Below are 25,565 nucleotides of genomic sequence, written 5' to 3' on the forward strand. Positions count from 1 at the left end.
GGCGGCGTCCCGCCGGGTGACGGCCTCGACCGGCACCCAGACCGTGCTGTCGGCCTTCTTGTGGGTCGGCCCGGGGATCAGTGGTCCGGCAAAATCAGTCGACACGATTCCCCTGGTTCGAGGGAGACCGTCCGGTCGGGGATCTCGACGGAAAACGGCGCGCAGTCGGAGGGAGGGACGCTGACGTCGAGCTGCCCGGACCGCATGCGCAGCCGTACCCCCCAGTGGCCTCGATAGCGCAGGGCAAAGCTGTACTCGCTGAGTTCGGGGAGGGGTACAGGGTCGAGACGCAGTGCGCCGGATCCTGTCTCGAGGCCTGTCAGTCCGCGTTGGACCAGGTCGAGGGTGCCGGCCATGGCGCCGAGGTGGATCCCCTCTCCCGTGGTCCCGCCCTGCAGATCCGCGATGTCGCCCTCGATCGCTTCCCGGCAGAACATCCAGGCATCGGCTCGGCGCGCGCGTGCGAGCACCCAGCCGTGGACCAGTCCGCTCAGCGTGGAGCCGTGGCTGGTGCGCTGCAGGTAGTAGTCGACGGTGCGGCGCCACATCTGCTCGTCGAGATCGTGCCCGAGCCGGCGGAACAGACGCCGGAGCTCGTCGGGCCGGAAGAGGTAGCCGAGCATCAGCACATCGGCCTGCTTCGACGCCTGATAGCGATTGACGGTGTCGCCCTCCGCTTCGAGGATCCGGTCGAGGCGTCTGATGTTCCCGTGACGGGCCCGGTAGCCCTCCCAGTCCAGTTCCGCGAGGTCGCCGTATCCGTCGAACTGACTGATGACACCGGCGTGGAAGGGGACGTGGAGCTTGCGGGAAACGTCCTCCCAGCGCTCCAGTTCACCGGACTCCAGCCCGGTCCGTTCGAACAGTTCCCGGCGGCGCGGTTGGGGAAGGGTGCGCAGCACGTCGAGGGTGCGGGCGAGCACCCAGGCAGCCGTGACATTGGTGTACGCGTTGTCGTCCAGCCCCGGTTCCTTCGCGCCCGGGTAGGCGTCGTGATATTCGTCCGGGCCGACGACACCGCGGATCCTGTAGCGGCCCAGACCGTCGTCGTGGACGGCGGACGACGCCCAGAACCGGGCGATCTGGAGGAGCATCTCCGCGCCCTTGGTGTGCAGGAACTCCGTGTCCCCACTGGACTCGCAGTATTGCCACACGTTGTACGCGACGGCGGAGCCGACATGGTGCTGGAGCCGGGAGTGGTCGGGCAGCCATCGGCCCGAGTGCGGGTTGAGATGCAGTTGCTGGGTCTCCTCACGGCCGTCGCTGCCGCTCTGCCACGGATAGAGCGCGCCCTTGCGCCCGATGTCGCGGGCGGCGGTGCGGGCCTGTTCGAGCCGCCTGTGGCGATAACTCAGGAGCCCCTGTGAGACCTCCGGGAAATGCAGGTTGAGGAACGGCAGGACGAACAGCTCGTCCCAGAAGACATGACCGCGGTAGGCCTCGCCGTGCAGTCCCCGGGCCGGGACGCCGACGTCCAGGTCCGCGGTGTGCGGGGAGAGGGTCTGCAGCACGTGGAAGAGGTGGAGCCGCAGGATGCGGCCGGTGTCACCGGCGACGTCCAGTCGCGCTCCGCGCCAGAGTTGCCGCCAGGCCGTTCGGTGCGACGTGAGCAGCGCGTCGAAGCCGGGTGCGCTGCCCACGCGGTCGACCGCTGCCCGCAGCGGATCACCGATCGCCGGGTCCCGGGAGGTGTGCAGGGCAACGGTCTTGTCGACCGTGGTGGGACTGCCCTGCAGCAGGGGGAGTTCGAGGAGTTGCGCGGCACGCAGTTTGGTGTGGCGGTCGGAGCTCTGCGTGAGGGGCCCGTTCACCGTGGTGCGGGAGGCCATACCGACATGGATGTCGGAGGTGCTGGTGCGGCAGCGCAGCCACACGGTGTCCGCGGCGGCACTGCCGGTGTCGACCTGGGTCAGGTGGTTGCCGTTCAGCTGCCGGTAGCGGTCCACTCCGGAGTTCGTCACGGCACCGTCGATCGCGGTCTCGACCTCGAGGTCGCCGGACCAGTTCTCGGCGGTGAACTCGGTGCGCAGGGCGGCCAGATGAGGATGTGCCATGTGGACCAGGCGCAGTTGCCGCACGTGCGTCCTGCGCCCTTCGTCGTCCTCGTACCGCACATGCCGCTCCAGGGTTCCGGACCGCAGGTCCAGGGAGAGACGGTGGTCGAGGAGTGTCGCCGTGTCAGGTGCGAGCCACGGGACGGGGGCATCGCCGGCGGCTGAACGGAAGTGCACCGGAAGCCAGTTGGGCAGGTTGACCATGTCCTCGTTCTCGACGCGCCGTCCGGCCACCTCGGAGATGAGGCGGTTGTAGCAACCCGCCACGTAGGTGCCTGGGTAGTGCACGGAATCCGCCGCGCATTCCGGGGCAGCTCCGCGAGTGGCGAAGTAGCCGTTCCCCAGGGTGCACAGAGACTCCCTGAGCCGCTCGGCATCCGGCTCGTAGCCCTCGTACGTCCACGTCCAGTCCGGCATCGTCAGTCCTTCTCGTCCGCGTCCAGTCCGGCATCGTCAGTCCTTCTCGTCCGCGTGGTCGTCGAGCAGCTCGGCCAGGTCGTGGACCACCAGGTCCGCGCCGTGCCGGAGCAATGCTGCGCCGGTGTCCGGTTCCGCGGCCCGGTCCACGCCGATCACCAGGCCGAATCCCCCGCGTCGGCCCGCCTCCACCCCCGCCAGGGCGTCCTCGACGACCGCGGTACGGGCCGCGGGTGCACCGAGCCGGCGGGCGGCTTCCAGGAAGAGCGCCGGGTCGGGCTTGCCCGCCAGCCCGAGGCGGGCGGCTTCGCCGCCGTCCACGAGCGTGTCGAAGAGCTCCAGCACTCCGGCACCCTCGAGGAGCTCACCGGCGTGGCGGGACGCGGAGGCAGCGGCAAGGGGAACTGCCTCGTGGCGCAGCGCGTGCAACAGCGTCACCGTTCCCGGGTAGGCGTCGATACCGCCCTCCCGCAACCGCTCGGTGAAGAGCCGCTCCTTGGCCGCGGCGACGGATCGCACCATGGCGTCGGACAGCCGCAGACCGCGTGAGGCGAGAAATCCGGCGGCGCCGTCCAGCCGCGACCTGCCGTCCACATACCGCAGATAGTCCTGACCCGTGTCGAAAGGGCGCCTCAGCTCAGGATCCGCGGGCGGGTGCTCCCGCAGGCACGCGTCGAAGGCCTGCTTCCACGCCGCGGCGTGGACCCGTGCGGAGTCGGTGATCACTCCGTCGGTGTCGAGGACCACTGCCTCCACGGCCCGCAGCGCGGCAATCATCGCTCGTACCCCCAGCGGTTCGACGGCGGGCACGGCCCGGGCGGCGTGATGGAGTGAGGCGTGGGCCGACCGGCCTGCAGCGTGCATGGGAGTGACCGGTCGTCCCGTGCACGGCAGCCGGTGCGGTCGTCGTGCCCCTCCGGCACGAGCGATTCCGGTTCACCCACGCCCAGGATGCCCAGGACGAGGGGCGTCTGCACCGTCCCCACCACCTTTCGGCCGGCTGATCGGGGATCCGGCCCCGCTGTCACCGTCCCATCGTGCGCGGTGCGGCGGGGATGGGCGCTTCGACCCTCTGCCGGGAGTTCGGTCCAACCCGTTCACCCGAGACCGCGCCAGGATCCGACGGCGCACCGATCGGGGTCGGCGCCGTCCTCGAACGGCTCACCCGCGCTTCCGGCCGGCCGCCGCGACACCACCGGAGGACGGGCGATCCGACCGCGACCCGGGAGTCCTCCCACGTGGCTCCAGCGGTCGTATGGATCGGGGTGATTTATGGTGACTCAAGGAATACGCCCCTACCGGAGGTGCAATGAAGCGCACCGCGGCAGCGATCGTCTCTCTGGCCGCCAGCGGGGCGCTGATCGTCGCGACACCGGCCTGCGACGAAGGCGGGTCGAAGTCGTCGAACGCCCACTACGGCGACTGTCAGGTCTCGGGACGCTACGGGGAGTTCCAGCTGTCGCCCGTGACGTCGGGCGCCCTCACGGTCAAGACGACCCTGCCCGCGCCCGGCTGGTGGAACGGCAGCACACCTGATTCCGTCAAGAGCGGCTACGAGTACTGCATGGCCGCCAACATCGCCTACAGGTCCGGACTCGACCGGGTGAAAGTGGTGAACGCGCCCTTCCCCGAGGTCGTGTCCGGCCGGACGAAGGACTTCGACCTGGCCCTGGCGCAGATCACGATCACCCCTGAACGGAGCAAGGTCGCCGCGTTCTCCCCGCCCTACCTCTCCTCGACCCTCGGAGTGCTGATCAGGGACGGTGAGAAGATCGACGAGGACAACATCCGCGACGTCCGCATCGGAGTGGCCGAGGGCACCACGGGTGAGACGTTCGTCAAGGACCGCCTCAAGCCGGCAAAGCCCGTCACCGTCTTCGCCAACGATCCCGAGATGGTCACGGCGCTCGAGGAGGACCGGATCGACGCGGTCGTCCACGACACGACGATTCTGCTGGCGTATCCGCAGAAGCGGGAGGGCAGGGTGCGACTGGTGGGCCAGTACAGGACCGACCAGGGGTACGGCGCCCTGTACCCGAAGGGGTCACCCGACAAGGGCGAGCTGGATCTGATCATCATGCAGCTGATCGACGACGGGACGCTCGCCAAACTGTCGGCCGTCTACCTCGGGGCCGCGTTCAACCAGGACCCGGCCAAGATTCCGTACTTCACGGCCGACGACGGCTCCTGAACGCTCCCGGCGCGCGTGCGCACACCCCCGGGTGTGCGGTGCACCGATTTTCCGTTCGTCTCACAGGTCCGCCATCAAGAGACCGCTCAGGTCCCCGGCGGCTCCGGTGCCGAGCGCCTGCTCGGCCCAGATGATCTTGCCTCGGTCGGTGTACCGGGTCCCCCAGCGGCGGGACATCTGCGCGACGAGGAACAGACCACGTCCCCCCTCGTCGGTGAAGGCCGCGCGGCGCAGGTGCGGGGAGGTGCTGGTGCCGTCGCCGACCTCGCAGATCAGGCTGTCACGGTCGCGCAGCAGCCGCAGGCTGATGGGGCTGGCTCCGTACCGGATGGCGTTCGTCACCAGTTCGCTGAGGATCAGCTCGGTCGTGAAGGCGGCCTCGCCGATCCCCCAGGCTTCCAGCTTGCGGGTGGCCTCGGTGCGGATCCGGGAGACGGCCGCGGGGTCGGGGGGCACCTCCCACTCCCCGACCTGCTCCGGGTCGAGCAGCCGGGTGCGTGCGACGAGCAGGGCGACGTCGTCACTCGACCTGGTGCGCAGCATCGCGTCGAGCACCGTCCGGCAGGTGTCGTCCGGGGTGGCGCCGTCCGCCCGGGCGAGCGCCTCCCTCAGCATGCCGAGCCCGGTGTCGATGTCACGGCCGCGGGCCTCGACCAGGCCGTCGGTGTAGAGGACCAGTCGGCTGTCGGCGGCCAGCTGGAGTTCCGCGGTCTCGACCGGCAGACCTGCTCCCACGCCGAGCGGTGGGGAGACGGGGACGTCGGGAAAGGTCACGGAGCCGTCGGGCGAGATCAGCGCCGGACCGGGATGACCGGCCCGGGCGAGAACACACCGCCCGGAGACCGGGTCGTAGACCGCATACAGGCAGGTGGCACCGGTGATGGACTCGGTGTTGCCCTCGACTGTCGCATCCCGGTCGATCCGGGTGATCAGCTCGTCCAGGTGCGCGAGGAGCTCGTCCGGAGGCAGGTCCAGGGCGGCGAAGTTGTGGACCGCGGTCCTCAGGCGGCCCATCGTCGCGGCGGCGTGCAGGCCGTGTCCGACGACGTCGCCGACCACCAGGGCCACCCGGGCACCGGGCAGCGGGATGACGTCGTACCAGTCGCCGCCCACCCCCGCCTGGGCGGGCAGGTACCGGTGCCCGACCTCCAGGGCGGACAGCTCGGGGAACACGCCGGGCAGCAGGCTGCGCTGGAGAGTGACGGCCGTGATGTGCTCGCGGGTGTAGCGGCGTGCGTTGTCGATGCACACGGCCGCCCTGGCGACGAGTTCCTCGGCGGGGGACAGGTCGTCCGACTCGAAGGGGTCCTGCTCCGAACGCCAGAACTCCACGACCCCCAGCAGTTGGCCACGGGCCTGCAGCGGCACCGAGATCATGGAGTGGATACCGTATTCGACGACTCTCTGGGTCCGCTCCGGGTCCTGGGCCCTCCACGCGTCGGCCGTGGCGAGGTGCTCCACCAGGACCGGCCGGCCAGTGGTCAGGCCCAGGAGGGCCACGGGGTTGCCGGGCACGTAGTGCATACGCGCCCCGACGGGGTCGAGGGGCGCGTCGTCCCGGATGCCCGCAGCGGCGACACGGCACATTTCCATACTCGTCCCCGTGGGTTCACCACCGTGCAGCACGGGGTCCAACAGCTCGATGGTGGCGAAGTCGGCGAAGCGCGGGACCGCCACCTCGGTCAGCTCCTCAGCCGTGCGCTTCACGTCGAGGGTGGTACCGATCCGTGTACTGGCCTCGTAAATCAGTCGCAGGCGCCCGCCCGCCAGGTCCGCCCGGCCGGCGAGGGCACGCAGCTCCGTCGTGTCCCGCAGGGTGGCCACGCTGCCCCCCTTCGGGCCCACCGGCCGCACATTGACCGCGAGCAGAGTGTCCCCGGCCAGGAAGACCTTGTCCGTGGCCGCCCTGCCCGATCCCAGCAGCCCGGCCAGGGCCGGGCTCAGCCCCAGTCCGGTGACCGCCGTGCCCTCGACCTCCGGCGGCAGTGCGAGCAGTCGGCGCGCCTCGTCGTTGGCCAGCAGCAGCCGTCCGTCACCGTCCAGGATGATCACGCCTTCACGGACCGCGTGCAGCACCGCGTCGTGGTGCTCGTACATGCGGGTCATCTCCACCGGCCCCAGGCCCCCGGTCTGGCGACGCAGACGCCCGCTGACCAGTGCCGACCCGCCCGCGGCCAGCAGCAGCGCGACACCGCCCGCGGCGAGGATCACCGGAAGCTGGTGCTCCACCACACTGGTCACCTTGTCCACGGTGACCCCCACCGTGACGAGGCCGACCGCGGTCCCCTGCGCGTCGAAGACGGCCACCGTCGAGTCGACCGCCTTCCCCAGACTGCTGTCGAACGTGGTCTGGTGGGGCTCGCCCTCGAGCGCCTCTCCGTAGGAGGTGGAGACGTGCTTCCCGATCTGGTCCGGATCCGGGTGGGTCCACCGGAAACCGTAGGGGCTCAGCGCCACGACGTAGTCGACGCCGGTCTTCACACGCAACGCCTCGGCATGTGGCTGGAGTGCCGCCGTCGGATCATCGCTCTTCATCGCCGTCGCGGTGCCCGGGGCGTTCGCGAACGACTCGGCCGCCACCAGCGACCGGTCGCCGGCCTCCTGGATCGCGCGGTTGCGGTCCTGGATCACGAGCGCCACCACGGCCGTGGCGATGAGCAGCAGGACGACCGCCAGTTGCAGCAGGAAGACCTCAGTGGCGACGCTGCGCGGCCTCAGCGACGACAGCAGACGCCGGGCGGCCGAGCGGTGAGGGGCGTCCGGGCCTGCTTCCGGCGGCCCGGCCTTCGGCGGCGGCACACGGTCGCGCCGTCGGCTCGCTGGGACGTTTCGCCCGAGTTTGCCCATTCTCTCAGTATCAGTGACCGACCCGTCCGGCGCGGCTCAGGACGGGCTCGGACTGGTCCGGTCGGCCCGGTGCCACGGCAAGCGGCGAGCAGCATCCGGACGCTGCCGCACCGCCTTCGGCCTCACCGAGCACACGACCGAAGGCCTCAGAAACGACGAAAAACCGGCGAGTCCTAGGACTCGACCGGCAATTCGTGCACGTACCGGGGACGCTCTTACGAACGTCCCGTACTGGTGTCCGAGGGGGGACTTGAACCCCCACGCCCGATAAAGGGCACTAGCACCTCAAGCTAGCGCGTCTGCCATTCCGCCACCCGGACAAGGTGTCTGTCGTTCACGGTGTGTTCCCCGTGGCGACAAAGAAAACAATACCAGGGGTTTGGGGCGCCTCTCACCTGCATTTTCGGTGGTCAGTGCGGTGCGGGTGGGGATGGAGTGCCGAACCGGCGGGCGGCGCGCGCCGACGCGCGTACGGTCTGTCGCCTGCCGTGTACGAGGAGTCGTCCGGGCTACCTTCGCGGGCATGAGTGGCACGAACGGTATGAGTGGCATGAGCGGCATGAACGATCGCACCGGGCCGCCTCCCCGCGCATCCCGGCCCGGCGCACTGGCCTCCCTGCGCGAGGATCTGCGCGACACGTTCTGGTTCGCGCCGACGGTGGGGCTGGCCTGCGCCTTCGCGCTGTGGTGGGCCCTCTCCGAGGTGGACACGAAGATCGTCACCTACCTGAAGGACGAGGAGGCGTACGAGGAGCTCGGGGACCTCCTCTCCTTCGCCGAGGACGCCAGGCTGATCGTCACCACGATCAGCGCGGCCATGATGACCTTCATCGGGGTCGTCTTCAGCATCTCGCTGGTGGCCGTGCAGATGGCGAGCGGGCAGCTCACCCCGCGCGTGGTCCGGATCTTCGTGCGGAGCCGGATCAGCAAGCTCACGCTGACCGTGTTCCTCGCGACGTTCGCGTTCTCGCTGCTGGTCCTGACGTCGTACGAGGGAGGGGCGGCCGCGAATCCGCGGCGGATCACCTCCGTACCGGTGCTGCAGAGCATGCTGACGCTGGGCATGGTCGGCCTGAGCCTGCTGCTGTTCATCGCCTTCGTCTCCTCCACGCTGCGGCTGATGCAGGTCGGCCCCGTCCTCGACCGCATCACGGGCGAGGCGGTCCGGGCTCTGGAGCACCAGCCCGGTGGCGAGCGCGGGGAAGCCCTGCTCGGGCCCGCGACGGCGTGGGTCGTGCACCGGGAGCGGGCGGGGGTGGTGAGGGATGTGAATGTGGCCCGGCTGGTGCGGGCCGCGCGCCGGCGTGGGGTGGTACTGCGGCTGATGCCGCGGACCGGGGACTTCCTGGTGCCGGGGACGCCGCTGCTGGCCGTGCACGGTGGGGCCGCGCCACCCCCGCCCGCACTGAGGCGCACCGTCGGCGTCGGGGTCGAGCGGACGGTGCACCAGGATCCGGCGTTCGGGCTGCGGCAGTTGTCGGACATCGCTCTGCGCGCCCTGTCGTCGTCCGTGAACGATCCGACCACCGCGGTGCAGTGCCTCGACCGGATCGTGCAGTTCCTCGCGGTCGCCGTGCGCCTGCCGCTCGGCCGGCTGTACCACCGGGACCGGCGGGGTGACGTGCGGCTGGTCCAGGAGGTGCCGGGATGGCCCGATCTCGTGGATCTCGCGTTCGAGGAGATCCGGGGGCACGCGGCCGGCAGTCCGCAGGTCACGCGGCGGATGCTGGCCGGGCTCGACGATCTGCTGCTCCTCGCGGCCGAGGAGCGGAGGAAGCCGCTGCTCAGGCACCGTGCGCTCCTGGTGGGGGCGGTGGAGCGGACGGTGCCCGAGGCTGCCGGGAGGGCCTTCGCCCTGGACCCTGACCGTCAGGGGATCGGCTGACGCCGCCGGCCGGTCACGGCATCAGGTGGTAGTCGGGGAAGTTGCCGGGCAGCCGCTCCCCCGCCGGACCCTCGGTCACTGCTCGCACGAGCAGTTCGCCGCCCACGAGGGCGCCGCGCCACGAGGCGCCGAAGCCGCCGAAGAGCTCGTCGCGGTCGCCCCGCGAACGGGGCTTGCCGTGGCCGGTCTCGAAGGCGCGGATCTGCGGGGCCAGTCGGTCGTACGTGGCGGGGTCGTCGGTGGACTGGGTGGCCACCAGTGCCCCGTTGGAGGCGGGAGGTAGGCCGCCAGGCAGACGGGCAGCATCTCGTTCCTCGCGGGATTCCTCGCCCGCCCCACACGTATGTGCCGTCGGGCGTCAGTCGCCGCAACGCTCCCGGAGCGAGTGCAGGTGCTCGCTGGACTTGCGGGCGAAGGCGAAGGACTCGACCGGGTTGTCGTGCTCGGTCTGCCAGTGGTGGTAGGTGCGGCCGCGGTGGGTCCGCTCGGTGACGCGGCTGAGGAAGGTCTTGTAGTCGATGTCCCCGTCGCCGACGTCCGTCATGTCGTAACCGTCGCGGGCTGCGTCGTTACGGGTGCCGTCCTTGACGTGGAAGAGGGGGTAGCGGTCGGGCTGCCTGAGTACGTAGTCGACGGGGTTGAAGGGGGCGGGAGTGCCGTCGGCCTTCTTGCCGAAGCGGAACTGCGCGCAGAACGCCCAGTAGATGTCCATCTCCAGATAGACCAGGTCGGGGTCTGTCTCGGCGAGCAGGACGTCGTAGAGCCGCACACCCGGCTTGTCGGTGGCGAACGAGAACTCCTCCGCGTGGTTGTGCTGGTAGAACTTCATGCCGCGCTTGCGGGCGGCCGCGCCGTAGGTGTTGAACTCCTCGGCCGCACGCTTCCAGCCGTCAACGGTGGAGCCGTAGCGGAACGGGCCGGACGCGGTGCCGATGTGCTTGAGGCCGAGGGCCTCGGCGTCGTCGAGGACCTTGGTGAGGTTCTGGGCGAACGTGTAGGCGCCGGGGTTGTTGTCGTCGTAGTAGCCGACGTGGCTGCCGATGGGGTTCAACCCGTGGTCCTTGGCCAGCTGCCTGAGCTGGCCGAGGGTGATGGCGCCGGCCGAGCCCTGGTTGTATCCGGCGAACTCGATCTCGTCGTAGCCGTAGTTCTCCAGCTCGGCGAAGACGGGGGCGAAGCCGAGCGTGGACACCTTGTCGCGGAGGCTGTACAGCTGGATTCCGAGGCGGCCGGGGGGCAGGACGGCACGGCCCTTGCCGTGGCCGTGCCCGTGGCCGGGCCCTTGACTCGTCCCTGCCGCCTGGGCGGTCGCGGCGCCCAGGAGGGTGGCGGCGGTGGCTCCGGCGGCGACGCCCAGGACGTTGCGGCGGCTGAGTCTGCGGGCCAGTTCGGAGTCCTTCGGGGTGCGGCTCGTCATCACGTAACTCCCTTTGTGGGTGTGGGGGCTGAGCGGATTGTCAGTGCAGTCCGGCAAGCCGGAGGAGCAGGGACTTCACTTCGGTGGCCTCGACCCGGCCGGTGAACGCGTGAGGGGTGGAGCAGAGGATGAGCGGACCTTCGTCGTCGCTCGTGGGAAGGCGGCCGTGGCTGCCGCGAATGGGTGAGGGGTCCAGGGGGACGACCGCCATGCGGTAGCGCATCCCGAGCTTCTTGCGGGCCACCGCGGTCACGGCCTTGACCCGGACGTAGGGGTCCTGGGGGTCCATGAAGAGCTCGACGGGGTCGTAGCCGGGTTTGCGGTGGATCTCGACGAGCTGCGCGAAGTCGGGCGCGCGGGCGTCGTCGAGCCAGTAGTAGTACGTGAACCAGGCGTCCTTCTCCGCGACGGCGACGAGTTCCCCGGAGCGGGGATGGTCGAGGTGGTGGGCCTTCTTGCCCTCGTCGTCCAGGAGCTGTTCGATGCCGGGCAGGTCCGCGAGGGCTTCCCGGGTCGCGTCCAGGTCCTCGGGGCGGCGTACGTAGATGTGGGCGAGCTGGTGGTCGGCGACGGCGAAGGCCCGGGAGGCCATCGGGTCGAGGTACTCCATGCCGTCCTGGGTGTGGACCTCCAGCAGTCCGGCGCGGCGCAGGGCGCGGTTGATGTCGACGGGCCGGTCGACACGGGTGATCCCGTACTCGGACAGTGCGACGACGGTGCGCCCCTCGGCGCGTGCGTCCTCGAGGAGGGGTGCCATGGCCCGGTCGAGGTCGGTCGCCGCCCGGTGGGAGCGGGGGTCGTCCGGGCCGTAGCGCTGGAGGTCGTAGTCGAGGTGCGGGAGGTAGCACAGGGCCAGGTCCGGGTTGCGGGTGGCGAGGATGTGCCGGGTCGCGTCGATGATCCACTGCGAGGAGACGAGATCGGCGCCCGGACCCCAGAAGTGGAAGAGGGGGAAGGTGCCGAGCTTCTCGGTGAGCTCGTCGTGCAGGGCCGGCGGCCGGGTGTAGCAGTCGGGCTCCTTGCGGCCGTCGGCGTAGTACACGGGGCGGGGAGTGACGGTCCAGTCGGTGTCGGCGCCCATCGCGTACCACCAGCAGATGTTGGCGACGGTGTAGCCGGGGTGGGCGCGGCGGGCGGCGTCCCATAGTTTGTCGCCCTCGACGAGGCCGTTGTGCTGGCGCCACAGCAGAACGTCGCCGAGCTCGCGGAAGTACCAGCCGTTGGCGACGATGCCGTGTTCGGCGGGGGTGGTGCCGGTGAGGAAGGTGGACTGGGCGGCACAGGTCACGGCGGGCAGGACGGTGGACAGGGGTGCCTGCACACCGGCTGCCGCCATGGCCCGCAGGTTCGGCATGTGTTCCAGCAGCTGGGGGGTGAGGCCCACGACGTCGAGGACGAGGAGCGGGGTGGGGACGGCGGTCATGGCAGCTCCTTGAGTCCGAGGTCGACCAGGAGGTCGCGGGCGAGGGTGAGTTCACTGGCGATGCCGTCGGCGAGCTGGGCGCGGGTACGGGGCCGTAGTTCCGCCGGGAGTGCCTGCCAGGTGTACGTCTCGATCTCGAGGTGCCGTGTCAGGGGCTTCCGGCCGCCGACGAGCCGGGTCAGCACGGACTGGAGCACGGGGAGCGTGGAGGTGAGCGGGGGCGCCGGGGGTGCGTGCAGCGGTACGTGGAAGTGGGAGCGCCAGGGGGTGCTGTCGGGGAGCGTCCCGCCGTTCAGGGCCTCGTCGAGGTCGTCGGTCCCCCGCAGGCCCGCGGCGGTGAGGGTGCGCGTCTGGTGCAGGAAGCGCGGTTCGGCGAAGGCGGCCAGTGCGGTGCGCACCTCGGGCAGGTGGGGGTGCTCCGCGTGCAGGGCCGCGGAGAGCTGGGCCTTCGCGATGGGCACCCCGGCCGCGGACAGGGCGTCGAGTGCGGTGTCCGGGTCCTCGAAGGAGGTGGCGAGGTGGCAGGTATCGACGCAGATGCCGATGCGGTCGTGGCCCACGGCGGTCAGGGGAGCGATGGCGTCGGCGGTGGTCTCCACGGTGCAGCCCGGCTCGGGTTCGAGGCCGATCCTGATGGACTTCCCGGTGAGCTCGGCGAGGGCGTCGAGCCGCTGTGCAAGCGTGGTGAGTGCCTTCAGCGCGATGCCGGCCGCCGTGGGATCGGTTGCGTACGGGGTGCGCCAGGCGATCGGCAGGGTGGAGATGGTGCCCTCGGCGACGTCGTCGGGCAGCAGTGCGGCAAGGAGCCTGGCGAGGTCGGTGGTGTGGGCGAGCCGTTCGGGGTCGGTCCAGTCCGGCGTGTAGACGCGGTACTTGACCTCCTCGGCCCCGAACCCCTCGTACGGGAAGCCGTTCAGGGTCGCCACTTCGAGGCCGCGGTGCTCCAGTTCGGTCCGCAGGGAGCGTAGGGCGGAGGGGTCGTTGATCAGGGTGCGGGCGGCGTCCTTGGCGAGCCAGAGACCGATGCCGATGCGGTCGCGGCCGAGCCGTTTGCGTACGGGCTCGCAGTGGTCGCGCAGCTGGGCGCGGACTCCGTCGAGGGTCTCCGCCGGGTGCACGTTGGTGCAGTACGCGAGGTGGACGACGGACCCGTCGGGGTGGCGGAAGCGCATCGTGTCACTCCCCGCCGCGGAGGATGGAGTTGCCCTCGTGAAGGGGGTCGGGGGCGGCGATGTCGAGCTGGAGCCGGCCGCTCTGTCCGTAGAAGGCGACCGGGTTGCGCCACAGGACCTTGTCGACGTCGTCCTCGGTGAACCCGGCCTTCAGCATGGCGTCCGCCACCTTGCGGGTCTTCAGCGGGTCGCTCCTGCCCCAGTCGGCGGCCGAGTTGACGAGGATCTTGTCGGTTCCGTGGTTCCTGAGGATCGTGACCATGCGGTCCTCGTCCATCTTGGTGTCCGGGTAGATGGAGAAGCCGGCCCAGCAACCGCTGTCGACGGCGTCCTTCACGGTCGTCTCGTTGAGGTGGTCGAGCAGGACGAGTTCCGGGGCGAGGTCCGATTCGCGGACGACGTCGATGGTGCGGTGCAGACCGGCGAGCTTGTCGCGGTGCGGGGTGTGGACGAGCGCGGGCAGCCCGTGGTCGGCGGCGAGCTGGAGCTGGGTGGCGAGGGCGGTGTCCTCGGCCGGAGTCATGGAGTCGTAGCCGATCTCCCCGACGGCGACGACGGAGTCCTTGACGAGGTAGCGGGGCAGCGCGTCGAGGACGGGCGTGCAGCGGGGGTCGTTCGCCTCCTTGGGGTTGAGGGCGAGTGTGCAGTGGTGCGCGATGCCGTACTGGGAGGCGCGGAAGGGTTCCCAGCCGAGGAGGGCGTCGAAGTAGTCGAAGAAGCTGGCGGGCGAGGTGCGTGGCTGGCCGAGCCAGAAGGAGGGTTCGACGAGGGCGCGGACGCCCGCGTCGTACATCGCCTGGTAGTCGTCCGTGGTGCGGGAGGTCATGTGGATGTGGGGGTCGAAGATGCGCATCAGGACTCCTCCGTGGGGGCGGGGGCGGGGGCCGTGAGATCGAGGACGGTCCGCAGGCCGACCGGGACGGCTCGGCCCGCCGCGGTGCGTTCGGCGGCGAAGTCGCCGAGCATGCGCGCGAGTTCGGCGTCGCCCCGGGCGCGGCGGCCGAGCTCGGCGATCGCCTCGACGGGGACCTCGGTGAAGAGGCACTTGAGGACGGCGTGCCGCCAGCCGTGCGTGTCGAGGTGGGCGGCGGCGTACGGGCCGACGGCCGCGGCGACCAGCCGGGTGTCATTGGTGCGCAGGGCGTCCTCGACGAGCGGAAGGGCGGTGGCACCGAGGTCCAGCCGGTGCAGGGTGAGCAGGACGGCCCGGCGCTCGGCGGCGGTGCCCTGTTCGTAGAGCCTGGTCACGGCGGGCAGTCCCGCCCGGGCTTCGAGGAGCAGCAGTGCGCGTACGGAGTCGGCGTGTTCGAGGCCGCAGTGCCGGCCCGCGGAGGCGAAGCGCAGCTCCCAGGGCGGGGTGCCCGCATCGGTGCCGGGGTGGGCGGCGGCGTGCGCGGCCTCGGCGAGCGCCTCGTCGAGCCAGGCTCTGGGCGCTCCGCGCAGCAGGGCGTCGAGTTCCTTGCGGCTGGTCAGCACGTGGCGGCTCCGTTCGTCGCTCCGGCGGCGCTTCGCAGGAACTCCATCGAGCTGCGGGCGAGTTCGGGCCCTGCGTGGGAGTGGCGCGGCAGCTCCACGACGGTGAGGCCGCCGTACCCGGTGGCGGCGAGGGCTTCGAGCACCGGTGGGAAGTCGATCTCGCCGTCGCCGAACGGCAGGTGTTCGTGGACCCCGCGTCGCATGTCCTCGATCTGGACGTGGCGCAGCCAGGGCCCGGCGGCCTTGACGCAGTCGACGGGCGGGGTGGGTTCCAGGCACTGGCAGTGGCCGATGTCGAGGGTGAGTCCGAGTGGTTCCGGGTCGCCGAGGAGGGTGCGCAGGTGGTGGAAGTCGGCGAGTGCCGCGAGGAGGTGGCCCGGCTCGGGCTCGATGGCGAGGGGGACGCCGGTGCGCGCTGCGGCGTCCAGTACGGGGGCGAGTGCGTCGGTCAGCCGTTGCCAGGCGGTGTCCGTGGTGGTGCCCGGCGGGGTGATGCCGCTGAAGCAGTGCACGGCGTGCGCGCCCAGGTCGGCGGCGACGTCGACGGCCCGGACGAGCAGCGCGGTGCGGGCCGCACGGTCCTCGGGGTCGGGGTCCAGGAGGGACGGGCCGTGCTTGCGTCGCGGGTCGAGGACGTAGCGGGCGCCGGTCTCCACGGTGACGCCGAGACCCAACTCGCTGAGGCGGTGGGCCACATGGCGGGTGCGGGCTGCGAGGTCGGGGGCGAGGGGGTCGAGGTGCATGTGGTCGAGGGTCAGCCCGACCCCGTCGTACCCGAGGTCGGCGAGGAGCCCGAGGGCGTCGTCGAGGCGGAGGTCGGTCAGACCGTTGGTGCCGTAGCCGAGGCGGAGGCTCATGTCGGGCTCACCTTCCGTGCGAGTCTGCGGGCGAGGGGGACGAGTCCCATGACGGCGAGCCCGCCGAGGGGTGCCCCTGCCCGGACGGCCAGCGCGGCCTGCAGCGGGATCATGGCCCGGATGCCGCCGCCGACGGCGCGCTGGGTGAGGGGCGCGGACGGGTTGAGGGCGGCGTGGAACAGGGGTGGTGCGGCGGTACGGAGGTAGGCCCCGGCGAAGGTGGCCAGCAGGAGCCGGTCGGTGACGGCCCTGTGGCCACGGGGTGGTTCCCCTGCCGCGCCCCTCGTGCCCGTCGTGCCCGTTGCCGAGAGCTGTGGTGGGCCTTGGTCGCCCGTTCGCTCGCGGACGACGGCAGCGCCGAGCGCCATGGTCGCCGCGAGCGCCGCGAGGGGCACTGCCGTGGACCCTCCCTGCGCCTCGTGGCGGGAGACGGCGGTGACCGAGTAGGTGTGCGCCCCGAGCAGGAGGGCGGCGGGGAGCGCGGTGCGGGTGGCTCCTCGTTCCGCCGCCCCCGCCGTGACCGCGGTCGCTGCTCTCGTCGTGGCCGGCCCCGTGGCCGTCGCACCCAGCAGGAGGTCCAGCGCGCGGGCGGCTGCCATGGCTGCCGGGCCCGCCTTCGTGTGCTTCAGGTGCAGGTCGTAGGCCCAGACCGTGGCTGCCAGGCCGGTTGCCAACGCCAGGGCGGGGCGGCCGGCGCGTGCCGCCAGGGTCAGGCCCGCGGCCGTCAGGACGCCCGCCGCGGCCAGCGCCGCGACGGGTGCGATCCGGCCGGACGGGATCGGGCGGTGCGGACGGTCGACGGCGTCCTCGTCGCGGTCGGCCCAGTCGTTGAGGGCCATGCCCGCCTCGTACAGGCACAGCGACGCCCCGACCGCGAGGGCCGTGCCACGGGTGGGGCGCCTGCCGGCGGCGGCCGCCCCGGCCAGTGCGTCACCGGGGACGGTGAACAGGGCGGACACCCGCAGCAGTTCCGCCCAGGCGCGGACGGGCACCCGGGTCGGGGGCCTGTCCGGTGCGGGCGCAGTCCCGCCCCCACCGGACAGGCTGTCTGGTGAGCTCACGCCCGGGGTGCGGCCGGCAATGCGAACACTCCGGGCACTCCTGGCGCCGAGCAGCGCCGGCAATCCTGTCAACGTCGCGAACAGCCGGAGCGGCCTCACAGGGCCGCCCGCAGCCGCTCGGCGAAGGCCAGCAGGACCGCGTACTGCTCGGACAGCGCTGCCGGGCCGCCGTCCGGGTCCTTGAAGTAGAAGCCGAGCTCCGGGCGCGGTCCCGTCAGACCGGTTTCATGGGCGCGGGCCATCAGCCGGGCCAGGTCCAGGACGAGTGGGGCGGCGAGCGCCGAGTCGCATCCCTGCCAGATCGTCTGCAGGATCATCCGGGAGCCGAGGAAGCCGTCGAACGCGATGTGGTCCCACGCGGTCTTCCAGTCACCCATCGCGGGGACGTCGTCGATGTGGACCTCGCCCTCGGGTGCCGCCCCGAGCGTGTCGGCGAGTACGCGTTCCTTGCCCGCGTTCTTCGCCGCCGCGGCGGCCGGGTCGGCCAGCGCCGCTCCGTCCCCGCCGCCCAGGAGGTTCGTGCCCGACCACGCCCGTACCGGCAGGGCGCGCTGCACGAACATCGGGGCGAGTACGGAGCGGAGCAGCGTCTGGCCTGTTTTGCCGTCGCGTCCCGCGTGAGGAAGTCCGCAGGAGTCGACGGCGTCCTGGAGTGCGGGGCTGCGCAGCCCCGTGGACGGGGTGAAGTTGACGTAGGGGCAGCCGGCGCGGAGCGCGGCCGCCGCGTAGAGGGAGCTGGCGGGCAGGCGGGTGGCGTCCTCGCCGGGTGCCGGTTCGGTCGAGGCGACGTTGATGACGACCGTGCGGGCGAGTGCGTGGCGGCGGGCGAAGTCGTCGAGGTCCGCGGCGAAGGCCGTGATGAGCTCCTCGTCGGAGCGGGTGTCACCGGGGAGAGGTCCCCCCGAGCGTATCTCCGCGTCCGCGGCGGCGAGTTCGGCCCGCACGGCCGACGGCAGTCCGTACGGCAGGACCTCTCCGGCGGCGAGTGCCTCGGCCCGCTTGGGCAGCGGGCAGTCGATGGTGTCGTGCCCGCCGAAGACCAGGGAGGTCAGGGCCGGAAGCCCGCTGTCGGCGAAGGGCGGTGTCTCGGTGACCATGCCGGTCGCCGGGTGCAGGCCCGCGGCGATGGCGGCGCACCCCGCGGTGGCGGTGGTGGCGACGGAGCCGCGTGCTCCGATGAACCAGACTCCGGTACGAACGGCGTGTGCGGTCACGGGCTGCCTCCCTGGGGGGATGAAGAGGGGGTGGAGGACGGTGGGCGGGGGAAGGTGTGTGGGCCTCCCCCGCCCACCGTCGGCAGAGGGTGGCCGCCCTACGTGGAGGGCAGCTCCTTCAGCTGGATGTTGCGGAAGGACACCTGGTCGTCGGCCCCGTGGTTCTGCAGGCCGATGTAGCCGTCCTTCAGGCTGCGCACCGGGTCGGTGTTGGTGAAGTCGTTGATCTTCACTCCGTTGAGGAAGATCTGGAGGCGTTCTCCCTGGACCCGGATCTCGTAGGTGTTCCATTGCCCGGGAGGCCGCAGGACCTGGTCACGGGCTTTGATGTTGGCCGATTTGAAGGTGTAGACGGCCCCGGTGGTGCGGTCGGCGGCGTCCGTGGCGTCGATCTGGATCTCGTAGCCGTTGTTCACCGCGGACCAGGGGTCGTCGGACTCCGGGAAGCCGACGAAGATGCCGGAGTTGTCGTCGCCCGCCATCTTCCAGTCGAGCTTCAGCGAGTACGACTTCAGCTCCTTGGCCTGGTACGTCAGCAGGCCCATGCCGCCCTCGGAGCGCAGTTCACCGTCGGTGACGGCGAACTGTCCCGGGCCGCTCTGCTTCCAGCCGTCGAGCGACTTGCCGTTGAAGATGGACCGGTAGCCGGTGTCCGGCCTGCAGTCGGCCTTCACCTGGCCGGTGGCGTAGCGCAGTCCGCCCAGCAGGTGCTGGCGCAGGGCGGGTTCGGCGTAGGACTCCTTGGTGTGGCCGAGGCCGGTGTAGAAGGAGCGGCCGCCCTGGTAGGCCTGGCACCAGGCGATGGGGTGGTCGCCCTTCATCTTCCCGCCGGTGTAGCTGGTCTCGTCCAGTACGGCCAGGACCTGGGCCTTGTCCCGGGGGTTGGTGCGGTAGTTGTACCACTCGTCGGTTCGGTCCCAGGCGTCGTCCAGGTGGGCGGTGGCCGGGTGGTCGTGGTTCTCCACGCGGACGGTCGCGGGCTGGATCTGGGGGTGCGAGTCGAAGTACGCGCCGACGAGCCCGCCGTAGAACTCCCAGTCGTACTCGGTGTCGGCGGCCGCGTGGACGCCCATGTAGCCGCCTCCGGTGGCCACGTAGTTCTCGAAGGCCTTCTGCTGGTCGCCGTTGAGGACGTCACCGGTCGTCGACAGGAAGACGACGGCGTCGTACCGCGCCAGGTTGCTGGTGGTGAACTGGCCGGCCTCCTCGGTGGAGTCGACGGTGATGTCGGTGTCCTTGCCCAGTTCCTTCAGTGCGGCGACGCCCGTCGGGATGGAGTCGTGGCGGAAGCCGCCGGTCTTGGAGAAGACCAGGACACGCTTGGCGGTCCGGTCGGGGGCGCTGCTCGAGAGCTCGAAGTCGTCGACGTCGTAGAGCGCTCCGGCACCGCCCTTGAAGACCAGGAAGAGCTCGGTGGCCTTCTTCGGCGCACCGCGCAGGGGCACGTCGATGTCCTGGAAGGTGTCCCAGCTGCCGGTCACGGGTACGGGCGCCGAGCCGAGGATCGTTCCGGTGGGCGATCCGGTCCGCACTTCCAGGAAGCCTCCCGCGCCGGCCGAGGAGACGCGGGCGGTGAGCTTGGTGGTGCCGTCGAGGATGTACGGGGTGAAGGAGATCCAGTCGTCGTTGTCGATGTCTCCGACGGTCCGGCCGCCGTGGGCGCTCGCCTTCTCCGGTGTGGTGATGCCGGAGGCGTCGTCGAAGTGCTCGGCCTGGCGGTGGCGCGGCTGCAGCTGGGCCTGGTCGCGGCCGGTGAGTGCGGCCTGGCCGCCGCCCCCGCCGTCGGTGTACGAGGCCGAGACGCCGCCGTAGATGTTGGCGTTCGGGTCGTGCCCGCCTTCCATCGCGGTCTTGATGGTGCCTTCGCAGCCGTGCTCCGTGGTGATGTCGTGGCCGTGGCTGTCGTGGCCCAGGGTGAACTTGATGACGACCTTGCTGCAGTCGATGGTGCCGTCCTCCGGGTCGGTGACGGTGGCCTTGAAGGGCACCTCGTCCCCGAACTCGAACTGCTGTCCGTCGGAGGGGAACTGCAGGTTGACGACGGGCGCGGTGTTGCCGACCGTCACGTGGACGCTCGCGGCGCCGGTGCGGCCGGTCGGGTCCTTGGCCGTCACCGTGGCGGTGTACGTGCCGTTCTTCTTGTACGTGTACGAGGGGTTGGCCTCCGTGGACGTTCCGCCGTCGCCGAAGTCCCAGGCGTAGGTGAGCGCGTCGCCGTCCCCGTCGGTGGTGCCCGCCGAGGAGAACTTCACCCTCAGCGGTGCGATGCCGGAGGTCTTGCTGGAGGAGGCCTCGGCGATGGGTGAGCGGCCACCCGTCGCGTTCTCGATGCGGTACACGGCGGAGTTCTCGTCGCCGCCGAACCAGTCGATGCCGTAGTCCAGGACGTACAGCGCCCCGTCGGGCCCGAAGGCCATGTCCATCACCTGGGTCCCGGTCCACGGGATGTCGTTGACGGACTGGACGGCTCCGTCACCGTCCTGCTCGATGCGCTTGATCCACTGCCGTCCGAACTCACCGGCGAAGAAGTCCCCGTCGTACTCCTCGGGGAACTTGACCGGTGAGTCGAGGTCCGCGTCGTAGCGGTAGACGGGCCCGCCCATCGGGGACTCGGAGCCCGTGCCGAACTCGGGCACGGACCCGCCGTCGTACGGGATCCAGGCGGCCTGCGCGGGGGGCAGGTCGACCAGACCGGTGTTGTGCGCCGACTCGTTCTTCGGGGCTGCGCAGTCGAAGGCGGGACCGGAGGTGTTCGTCGCGAAGTCGTAGTCGGTGTAGGCATCGTTGTCACCGGTGCAGAACGGCCAGCCGAAGTTGCCGGCCTTCGTCACCCGGGCGAACTCGACCTGGCCCGCGGGTCCGCGGCTCGGGTCGGCCGCGCCCGCGTCGGGACCGTAGTCGCCGACGTACACGATGCCGGTGGCCTTGTCGACGCTGAAGCGGAAGGGGTTGCGGAAGCCCATCGCGTAGATCTCGGCGCGGGTCCTGTCCGTACCGGGGGCGAAGAGGTTGCCCTCGGGGACGGTGTACGAGCCGTCGTCCGCGACCTTGATGCGGAGGATCTTGCCGCGGAGGTCATTGGTGTTGCCCGAGGTGCGGCGGGCGTCGAACGCCGGGTTGCGGTCGGGCCGGTCGTCGATCGGGGAGAAGCCGTCCGAGGCGAACGGGTTGGAGTCGTCGCCGGTCGACAGGTAGAGATTGCCCTGCGCGTCGAAGTCGATGTCGCCGCCGACGTGGCAGCAGATGCCACGGCTGGCGGGGATGTCGAGGACCTTCTTCTCGCTGGCGTTGTCGAGGGTGCCGTCCTCCTTGAGCACGAAGCGGGACAGCCGGTTCACACCGTCGAACTTCGCGAAGTCGGCGGCGGTGCCGGTCTCCGGCGCGTCGCCGGCGGGGGTGTCCAGCGGCGGGGCGTAGTAGAGGTAGATCGCCCGGTTCTCGGCGAAGCCGGGATCGATGCCGACCCCTTGGAGCCCTTCCTCGTCGTGCGAGTAGACAGGGATGGTGCCGGAGATCCGGGTGTTGCCGGCGCTGTCGGTGATGCGCAGCTCTCCGCCGCGGGAGGTATGCAGCACGCTGCGGTCGGGGAGCACCGCCAGCGACATGGGTTCGCCGGTCTCGGCGACGCCCTTGGCGAGGGTGACCTGCTGGAAGTCCTCGGCGGCCGCGGCCGGGGCGTCGGCGGTGGCCGCGGGCGATGACCCCAGGGTGAGGGTGGCGGCCGCGAGCAGTCCGCCGGTGAGGAGAGCGAGTGTCTTTCGGGCGCGGAACCGTCTGCTGCTTCTGTGCACGTGCGTCCTCCGGAGAGTGCCGGTTGTACGGGCGGGTGGAGCCGTACCGTTTCGCGCGGGGACTGCCGCGCTCGTTGACCCCGGGGCGTGAGGGACCCGGGTTACGCGAGTCATGCTGTGTACACCTAGGGGACGGTAGACCTGTTCGTCCCGGACGGAAAGCCCTTACGCAGCCTTCGGATCGGCCTTTTCCCTCTGGAAGGACAAAGCGGCGCGGGGGCAGGGCGAGGCGGCCCGGCGGCGGTGTACGCAAACCGCGGGCTGTGGTCGCCGGGCGGGCCCGACGCGGCGGGCCACGTGAGGTGCCGAGCGGCAACTCACGTGGCCGGGCTGCGCGTCGAGCCTCCCCGGCGGTGGTGGAGCGGGGTCCTGGACGGAGCCCTCACCTCTCAGTCGCCGCCCCCGAAGGCGGCGTCGAACGACGCGCTCGGCGGGTCGAAGTCGAACCGCTTCAGCGAGGCGAGCGCCTCCGGCGCACCGGTCAGGCGGTCCATCCCCGCGTCCTCCCACTCGACGGACACGGGCCCTTGGTAGTCGATGGACCGCAGCATCCGGAACACGTCCTCCCACGGCACGTCGCCGTGCCCCGCGGAGACGAAGTCCCAGCCGCGCCGGGGATCGCCCCACGGCAGATGGGAGCCCAGCCTGCCGTTGCGCCCGTCGAGGCGCTTGCGGGCCTCCTTGCAGTCCACGTGGTAGATGCGGTCCCGGAAGTCGTACAGGAAACCGACCGGGTCGAGGTCCTGCCACACGAAGTGGCTCGGGTCGAAGTTCAGCCCGAACGCGCGACGGTGGCCGACGGCCTCCAGGGCGCGGTGCGTGGTCCAGTAGTCGTACGCGATCTCGCTCGGGTGCACCTCGTGGGCGAAGCGCACGCCCTCCGCGTCGAAGACGTCCAGGATCGGGTTCCACCGCTCCGCGAAGTCCTCGTAGCCGCGTTCGATCATGTGCGGTGGCACCGGCGGGAACATGGCGACCAGGTGCCAGATCGACGACCCGGTGAAGCCGATGACCGTGTCGACACCGAAGGCGGCTGCCGCACGGGCCGTGTTCTTGATCTCCTCGGCGGCCCGCCGGCGCACGCCCTCGGGCTCCCCGTCCCCCCAGATCCGGGCCGGGAGGATCCCCTGGTGGCGCTCGTCGATCGGGCTGTCGCAGACGGCCTGGCCCACCAGGTGGTTGGACACCGCCCAGCACTTGAGCCCGTACTTGTCGAGCAGCTCCCGCCGCCCGTCGAGGTAGCCGGGGTCGGAGAGCGCCTTGTCTACCTCGAAGTGATCTCCCCAGCAGGCGAGTTCGAGCCCGTCGTAGCCGAAGTCCCGGGCCAGCCGGCAGACCTCCTCCAGCGGCAGGTCGGCCCACTGGCCGGTGAAGAGTGTGAAGGGGCGGGGCATGCGCAGGACCTCCTAGAACGGGACCGGTACCGGGGTGTGTACGGAGTTCTTCTCGGCGCTCTCCTCGACGGCGGCGAGCACCCGCTGCACCTGCAGTCCGTCGGCGAACGACGGTACGGGCGCCGCCCCTTCGGCGATCGTCCGCACCACGTCACGGGCCTGGTGGACGAACGTGTGCTCGTAGCCGAGCGCATGGCCCGGCGGCCACCACGCTTCGAGGTACGGATGCTCGGGCTCGGTGACCAGGATCCGCCGGAACCCGGCCGAGGTGGCGGGCTCGGTGTGGTCGTGGAAGGAGAGTTCGTTGAGCCGTTCCAGGTCGAAGGCGAGCGAGCCCCGCTCCCCGTTGATCTCCAGCCGCAGGGCGTTCTTGCGGCCGGCCGCCATCCGCGTCGCCTCGAAGGAGGCCAGCGCACCGGAGGCCAGCCGTCCCGTGAAGAGCGCCGCGTCGTCGACGGTGACCGCCCCCCGTGCGGTACCGTCCGCGGCGCCCGAGAGACCGGCCGAGGAGCCGGCGAGCACGGGCCGTTCGCGTACGAACGTCTCGCTCACCGCGGAGACACCGACCAGCAGCTCCCCCGTCAGGTACTGGGCGAGGTCCACGATGTGGGCCCCGAGGTCCCCCAGCGCACCGGATCCGGCGTGCTCCCGCTTGAGCCGCCAGGTGAGCGGCGATTCCGGGTCGACCAGCCAGTCCTGGAGATAGGTGGCCCGTACGTGCCGCAGAGCGCCGAGGCGCCCCTCGGCGATGAGCGTGCGGGCATAGGTGACGGCGGGCACCTTGCGGTAGTTGAAGCCCACCATCGCCACCTGGCCGCGCGCCGCCGCCCGCTCGGCGGCCGCCACCATGGCCTCAGCCTCGGCCACCGTGTTGGCGAGCGGCTTCTCGCACAGCACGTGCTTGCCCGCCTCGAGGGCGGCGATGGCGATCTCCGCATGGCTGTCGCCGGGGGTGCAGATGTCCACGAGGTGCACATCGTCCCGGGCGATCATCGCGCGCCAGTCGGTCTCCGCCGCCGCCCAGCCGTGCCGGGCGGCGGCGGCCTCGACGGCCGTACGGTCGCGTCCGCAGATCGCGGCGAGAGCGGGTCTCATCGGCAGGTCGAAAACGTGTCCCGCGGTGCGCCATCCCTGCGAGTGGGCGGCGCCCATGAACGCGTAACCGACCATCCCGACCCCGAGCGTCGCCGTCGGCTGCTGTACCGGCGGCGGAGCTGCGGGCTCCTGCTCCGTCTCTTCCCTACGGGCCATGCGGACTTCCTCCTCGTCGGTGGTTCGGTGGCGGCGGCGGTGCGGGATCAGCTGAAGCCCGTCGGCAGGTACTGGTCGATGTTGTCCTTCGTGACCACGGCCGAGTAGAGCGTGAGGGAGGTCGGGATCTCCATTTCGGCGAGGCCCGAGACGCCCTTGCCCTGGCCGAGAGCACGCGCCAGGTCGATCGCGGACGCGGCCATCGTCGGCGGGTACAGAACGGTGGCCTTGAGGACGCTGTTGCCGGCCTTGATGGCGTCCATGGCCGACTTGGCCCCGGCGCCGCCGACCATGACGAACTCGTCGCGGCCGGCTTGCTCGATGGCGCGCAGCGCGCCCACGCCCTGGTCGTCGTCGTGGTTCCACAGGGCGTCGAACTGCTTCTGCGCCTGGAGGAGCTGGGCCATCTTCGCCTGGCCCGACTCGACGGTGAACTCGGCGGCCTGGCGGGCCACCAGCTTGATGTTGGAGTAGTTCTTGAGGGCGTCGGCGAATCCCTGGCTGCGCTGCTTGGTGAGCTCCAGGTTGTCCATGCCGGCGAGCTCGACGACCTTGGCGTTCGACTTGCCCTTGAGCTGCTCACCGATGTAGTGCCCGGCGTTGAGGCCCATACCGTAGTTGTCGCCGCCGACCCAGCAGCGGTAGGCCTGCGGAGAGGCGAAGATCCGGTCCAGGTTGACGACGGGGATGCCCGCCTTCATGGCTTCGAGGCCGACCTGGGTGAGCGCCTTGCCGTCGGCGGGGAGGATGACGAGGACGTCGACCTTCTTGTTGATGAGGGTCTTGACCTGGCCGATCTGGGCGGCCGTGTCGTTGGAGCCCTCGGTGATCTCCAGGGTCACCTCGGAGTACTTCTCCGCCCGCGACTTGGCGTTGACGTTGATCGCGTTGAGCCAGCCGTGGTCGGCCTGCGGGCCGGCGAAGCCGATGGTGACGGGCTTGCCGGGCTTGTCGTCGGCGGCGGGCACATTGGTCTGCGCCGCTGCCTTCTCCTTCGGCTCGTTGCTGGTACAGGCGGTGAGGAAGGCGCCCGCGGAGACGGCTGCGGTACCGAAGAGCAGTCCTCTGCGGCTGGTTTCTGGCATGGCTGTCAAACCCTTCATCCGGTGCGTGGC

Annotated in this window: 17 protein-coding genes, 1 tRNA gene and 1 pseudogene; 2 read left to right on the top strand and 17 right to left on the bottom strand. The window is 70.9% G+C overall.

The features are described 5' to 3' along the window. Positions 1–77: 77 nt before the first annotated feature. Complete coding sequence (locus tag OG844_RS15405) at positions 78–2,471, bottom strand: glycoside hydrolase family 65 protein (protein WP_406390719.1); 2,394 nt, start codon at positions 2,469–2,471, stop codon at positions 78–80. Between the two features lie 36 nt (positions 2,472–2,507). Next, positions 2,508–3,248, bottom strand: coding sequence for an HAD family hydrolase (locus tag OG844_RS15410; protein ID WP_406396151.1), 741 nt, complete (start codon positions 3,246–3,248; stop codon positions 2,508–2,510). A 532-nt stretch (positions 3,249–3,780) separates the two neighbouring features. Here OG844_RS15410 and OG844_RS15415 point away from each other — a divergent pair. Next, complete coding sequence (locus OG844_RS15415; RefSeq protein WP_406390720.1) at positions 3,781–4,662, top strand: ABC transporter substrate-binding protein; 882 nt, start codon at positions 3,781–3,783, stop codon at positions 4,660–4,662. 60 nt (positions 4,663–4,722) lie between these two features. Here OG844_RS15415 and OG844_RS15420 read toward each other — a convergent pair whose 3' ends face one another. Together OG844_RS15420 and OG844_RS15425 are read right to left on the bottom strand one after the other, a co-directional pair. Further along, complete coding sequence (locus OG844_RS15420) at positions 4,723–7,509, bottom strand: SpoIIE family protein phosphatase (protein WP_406390721.1); 2,787 nt, start codon at positions 7,507–7,509, stop codon at positions 4,723–4,725. A 232-nt stretch (positions 7,510–7,741) separates the two neighbouring features. Beyond that, positions 7,742–7,829, bottom strand: a tRNA-Leu gene (locus OG844_RS15425). Positions 7,830–8,068: 239 nt separating this feature from the next. Between OG844_RS15425 and OG844_RS15430 the strand changes: the two genes are divergently transcribed. Continuing rightward, the gene (locus tag OG844_RS15430) at positions 8,069–9,394 is read left to right on the top strand and encodes a DUF2254 domain-containing protein (protein WP_406390722.1); all 1,326 of its coding nucleotides are present in this window, start codon (positions 8,069–8,071) and stop codon (positions 9,392–9,394) included. Positions 9,395–9,407: 13 nt separating this feature from the next. Here the strand turns inward: OG844_RS15430 and OG844_RS15435 are convergent. The 13 genes and pseudogenes from OG844_RS15435 to OG844_RS15495 all read right to left on the bottom strand — a co-directional run. Beyond that, positions 9,408–9,668: pseudogene (locus tag OG844_RS15435) on the bottom strand (aldehyde dehydrogenase); the annotation flags it as partial. Between the two features lie 84 nt (positions 9,669–9,752). Next, a complete protein-coding gene (locus OG844_RS15440; RefSeq protein ID WP_406390724.1) occupies positions 9,753–10,811 on the bottom strand; it encodes a sugar phosphate isomerase/epimerase family protein in 1,059 nt (352 codons plus the stop codon). A gap of 40 nt (positions 10,812–10,851) precedes the next feature. Beyond that, positions 10,852–12,234 carry a nucleotide pyrophosphatase/phosphodiesterase family protein gene (locus OG844_RS15445; protein ID WP_406390726.1) on the bottom strand — a complete coding sequence of 461 codons (1,383 nt, stop codon included), beginning with the start codon at positions 12,232–12,234 and terminating at the stop codon, positions 10,852–10,854. Then, entirely contained in the window at positions 12,231–13,406 is a 1,176-nt protein-coding gene (eboE, locus tag OG844_RS15450; protein ID WP_406390727.1) for a metabolite traffic protein EboE, read from the bottom strand. The genes OG844_RS15445 and eboE overlap by 4 nt, the downstream gene beginning before the upstream one ends. Positions 13,407–13,410: 4 nt before the next feature. Then, on the bottom strand, positions 13,411–14,259 hold the full coding sequence (locus tag OG844_RS15455; protein ID WP_329205691.1) for a TatD family hydrolase: 849 nt from the start codon (positions 14,257–14,259) through the stop codon (positions 13,411–13,413). Further along, the gene (locus tag OG844_RS15460) at positions 14,259–14,882 is read right to left on the bottom strand and encodes an EboA domain-containing protein (RefSeq protein WP_406390729.1); all 624 of its coding nucleotides are present in this window, start codon (positions 14,880–14,882) and stop codon (positions 14,259–14,261) included. Before OG844_RS15460 ends, OG844_RS15455 begins: the two co-directional genes overlap by 1 nt. Continuing rightward, the gene (locus OG844_RS15465; protein ID WP_406390731.1) at positions 14,876–15,739 is read right to left on the bottom strand and encodes a sugar phosphate isomerase/epimerase family protein; all 864 of its coding nucleotides are present in this window, start codon (positions 15,737–15,739) and stop codon (positions 14,876–14,878) included. The genes OG844_RS15460 and OG844_RS15465 overlap by 7 nt, the downstream gene beginning before the upstream one ends. Continuing rightward, positions 15,736–16,899 carry an SCO3242 family prenyltransferase gene (locus OG844_RS15470; protein WP_406390733.1) on the bottom strand — a complete coding sequence of 388 codons (1,164 nt, stop codon included), beginning with the start codon at positions 16,897–16,899 and terminating at the stop codon, positions 15,736–15,738. The genes OG844_RS15465 and OG844_RS15470 overlap by 4 nt, the downstream gene beginning before the upstream one ends. Further along, positions 16,896–18,014, bottom strand: a complete 1,119-nt coding sequence (locus OG844_RS15475; protein WP_406390734.1) for an inositol-3-phosphate synthase — start codon at positions 18,012–18,014, stop codon at positions 16,896–16,898. Before OG844_RS15475 ends, OG844_RS15470 begins: the two co-directional genes overlap by 4 nt. A 98-nt stretch (positions 18,015–18,112) precedes the next feature. Further along, positions 18,113–21,805 carry a ThuA domain-containing protein gene (locus OG844_RS15480; protein WP_406390735.1) on the bottom strand — a complete coding sequence of 1,231 codons (3,693 nt, stop codon included), beginning with the start codon at positions 21,803–21,805 and terminating at the stop codon, positions 18,113–18,115. A 389-nt stretch (positions 21,806–22,194) separates the two neighbouring features. Continuing rightward, positions 22,195–23,199: a sugar phosphate isomerase/epimerase family protein gene (locus OG844_RS15485; protein ID WP_406390737.1), complete on the bottom strand. Its 1,005-nt coding sequence runs from the start codon at positions 23,197–23,199 to the stop codon at positions 22,195–22,197. Positions 23,200–23,211: 12 nt separating this feature from the next. After that, positions 23,212–24,450: a Gfo/Idh/MocA family protein gene (locus OG844_RS15490; RefSeq protein ID WP_406390738.1), complete on the bottom strand. Its 1,239-nt coding sequence runs from the start codon at positions 24,448–24,450 to the stop codon at positions 23,212–23,214. Between the two features lie 47 nt (positions 24,451–24,497). Further along, entirely contained in the window at positions 24,498–25,535 is a 1,038-nt protein-coding gene (locus tag OG844_RS15495; RefSeq protein ID WP_406390740.1) for a substrate-binding domain-containing protein, read from the bottom strand. Between the last annotated feature and the right edge of the window lie 30 nt (positions 25,536–25,565).

The sequence above is a fragment of the Streptomyces sp. NBC_00887 genome, from assembly GCF_045207585.1.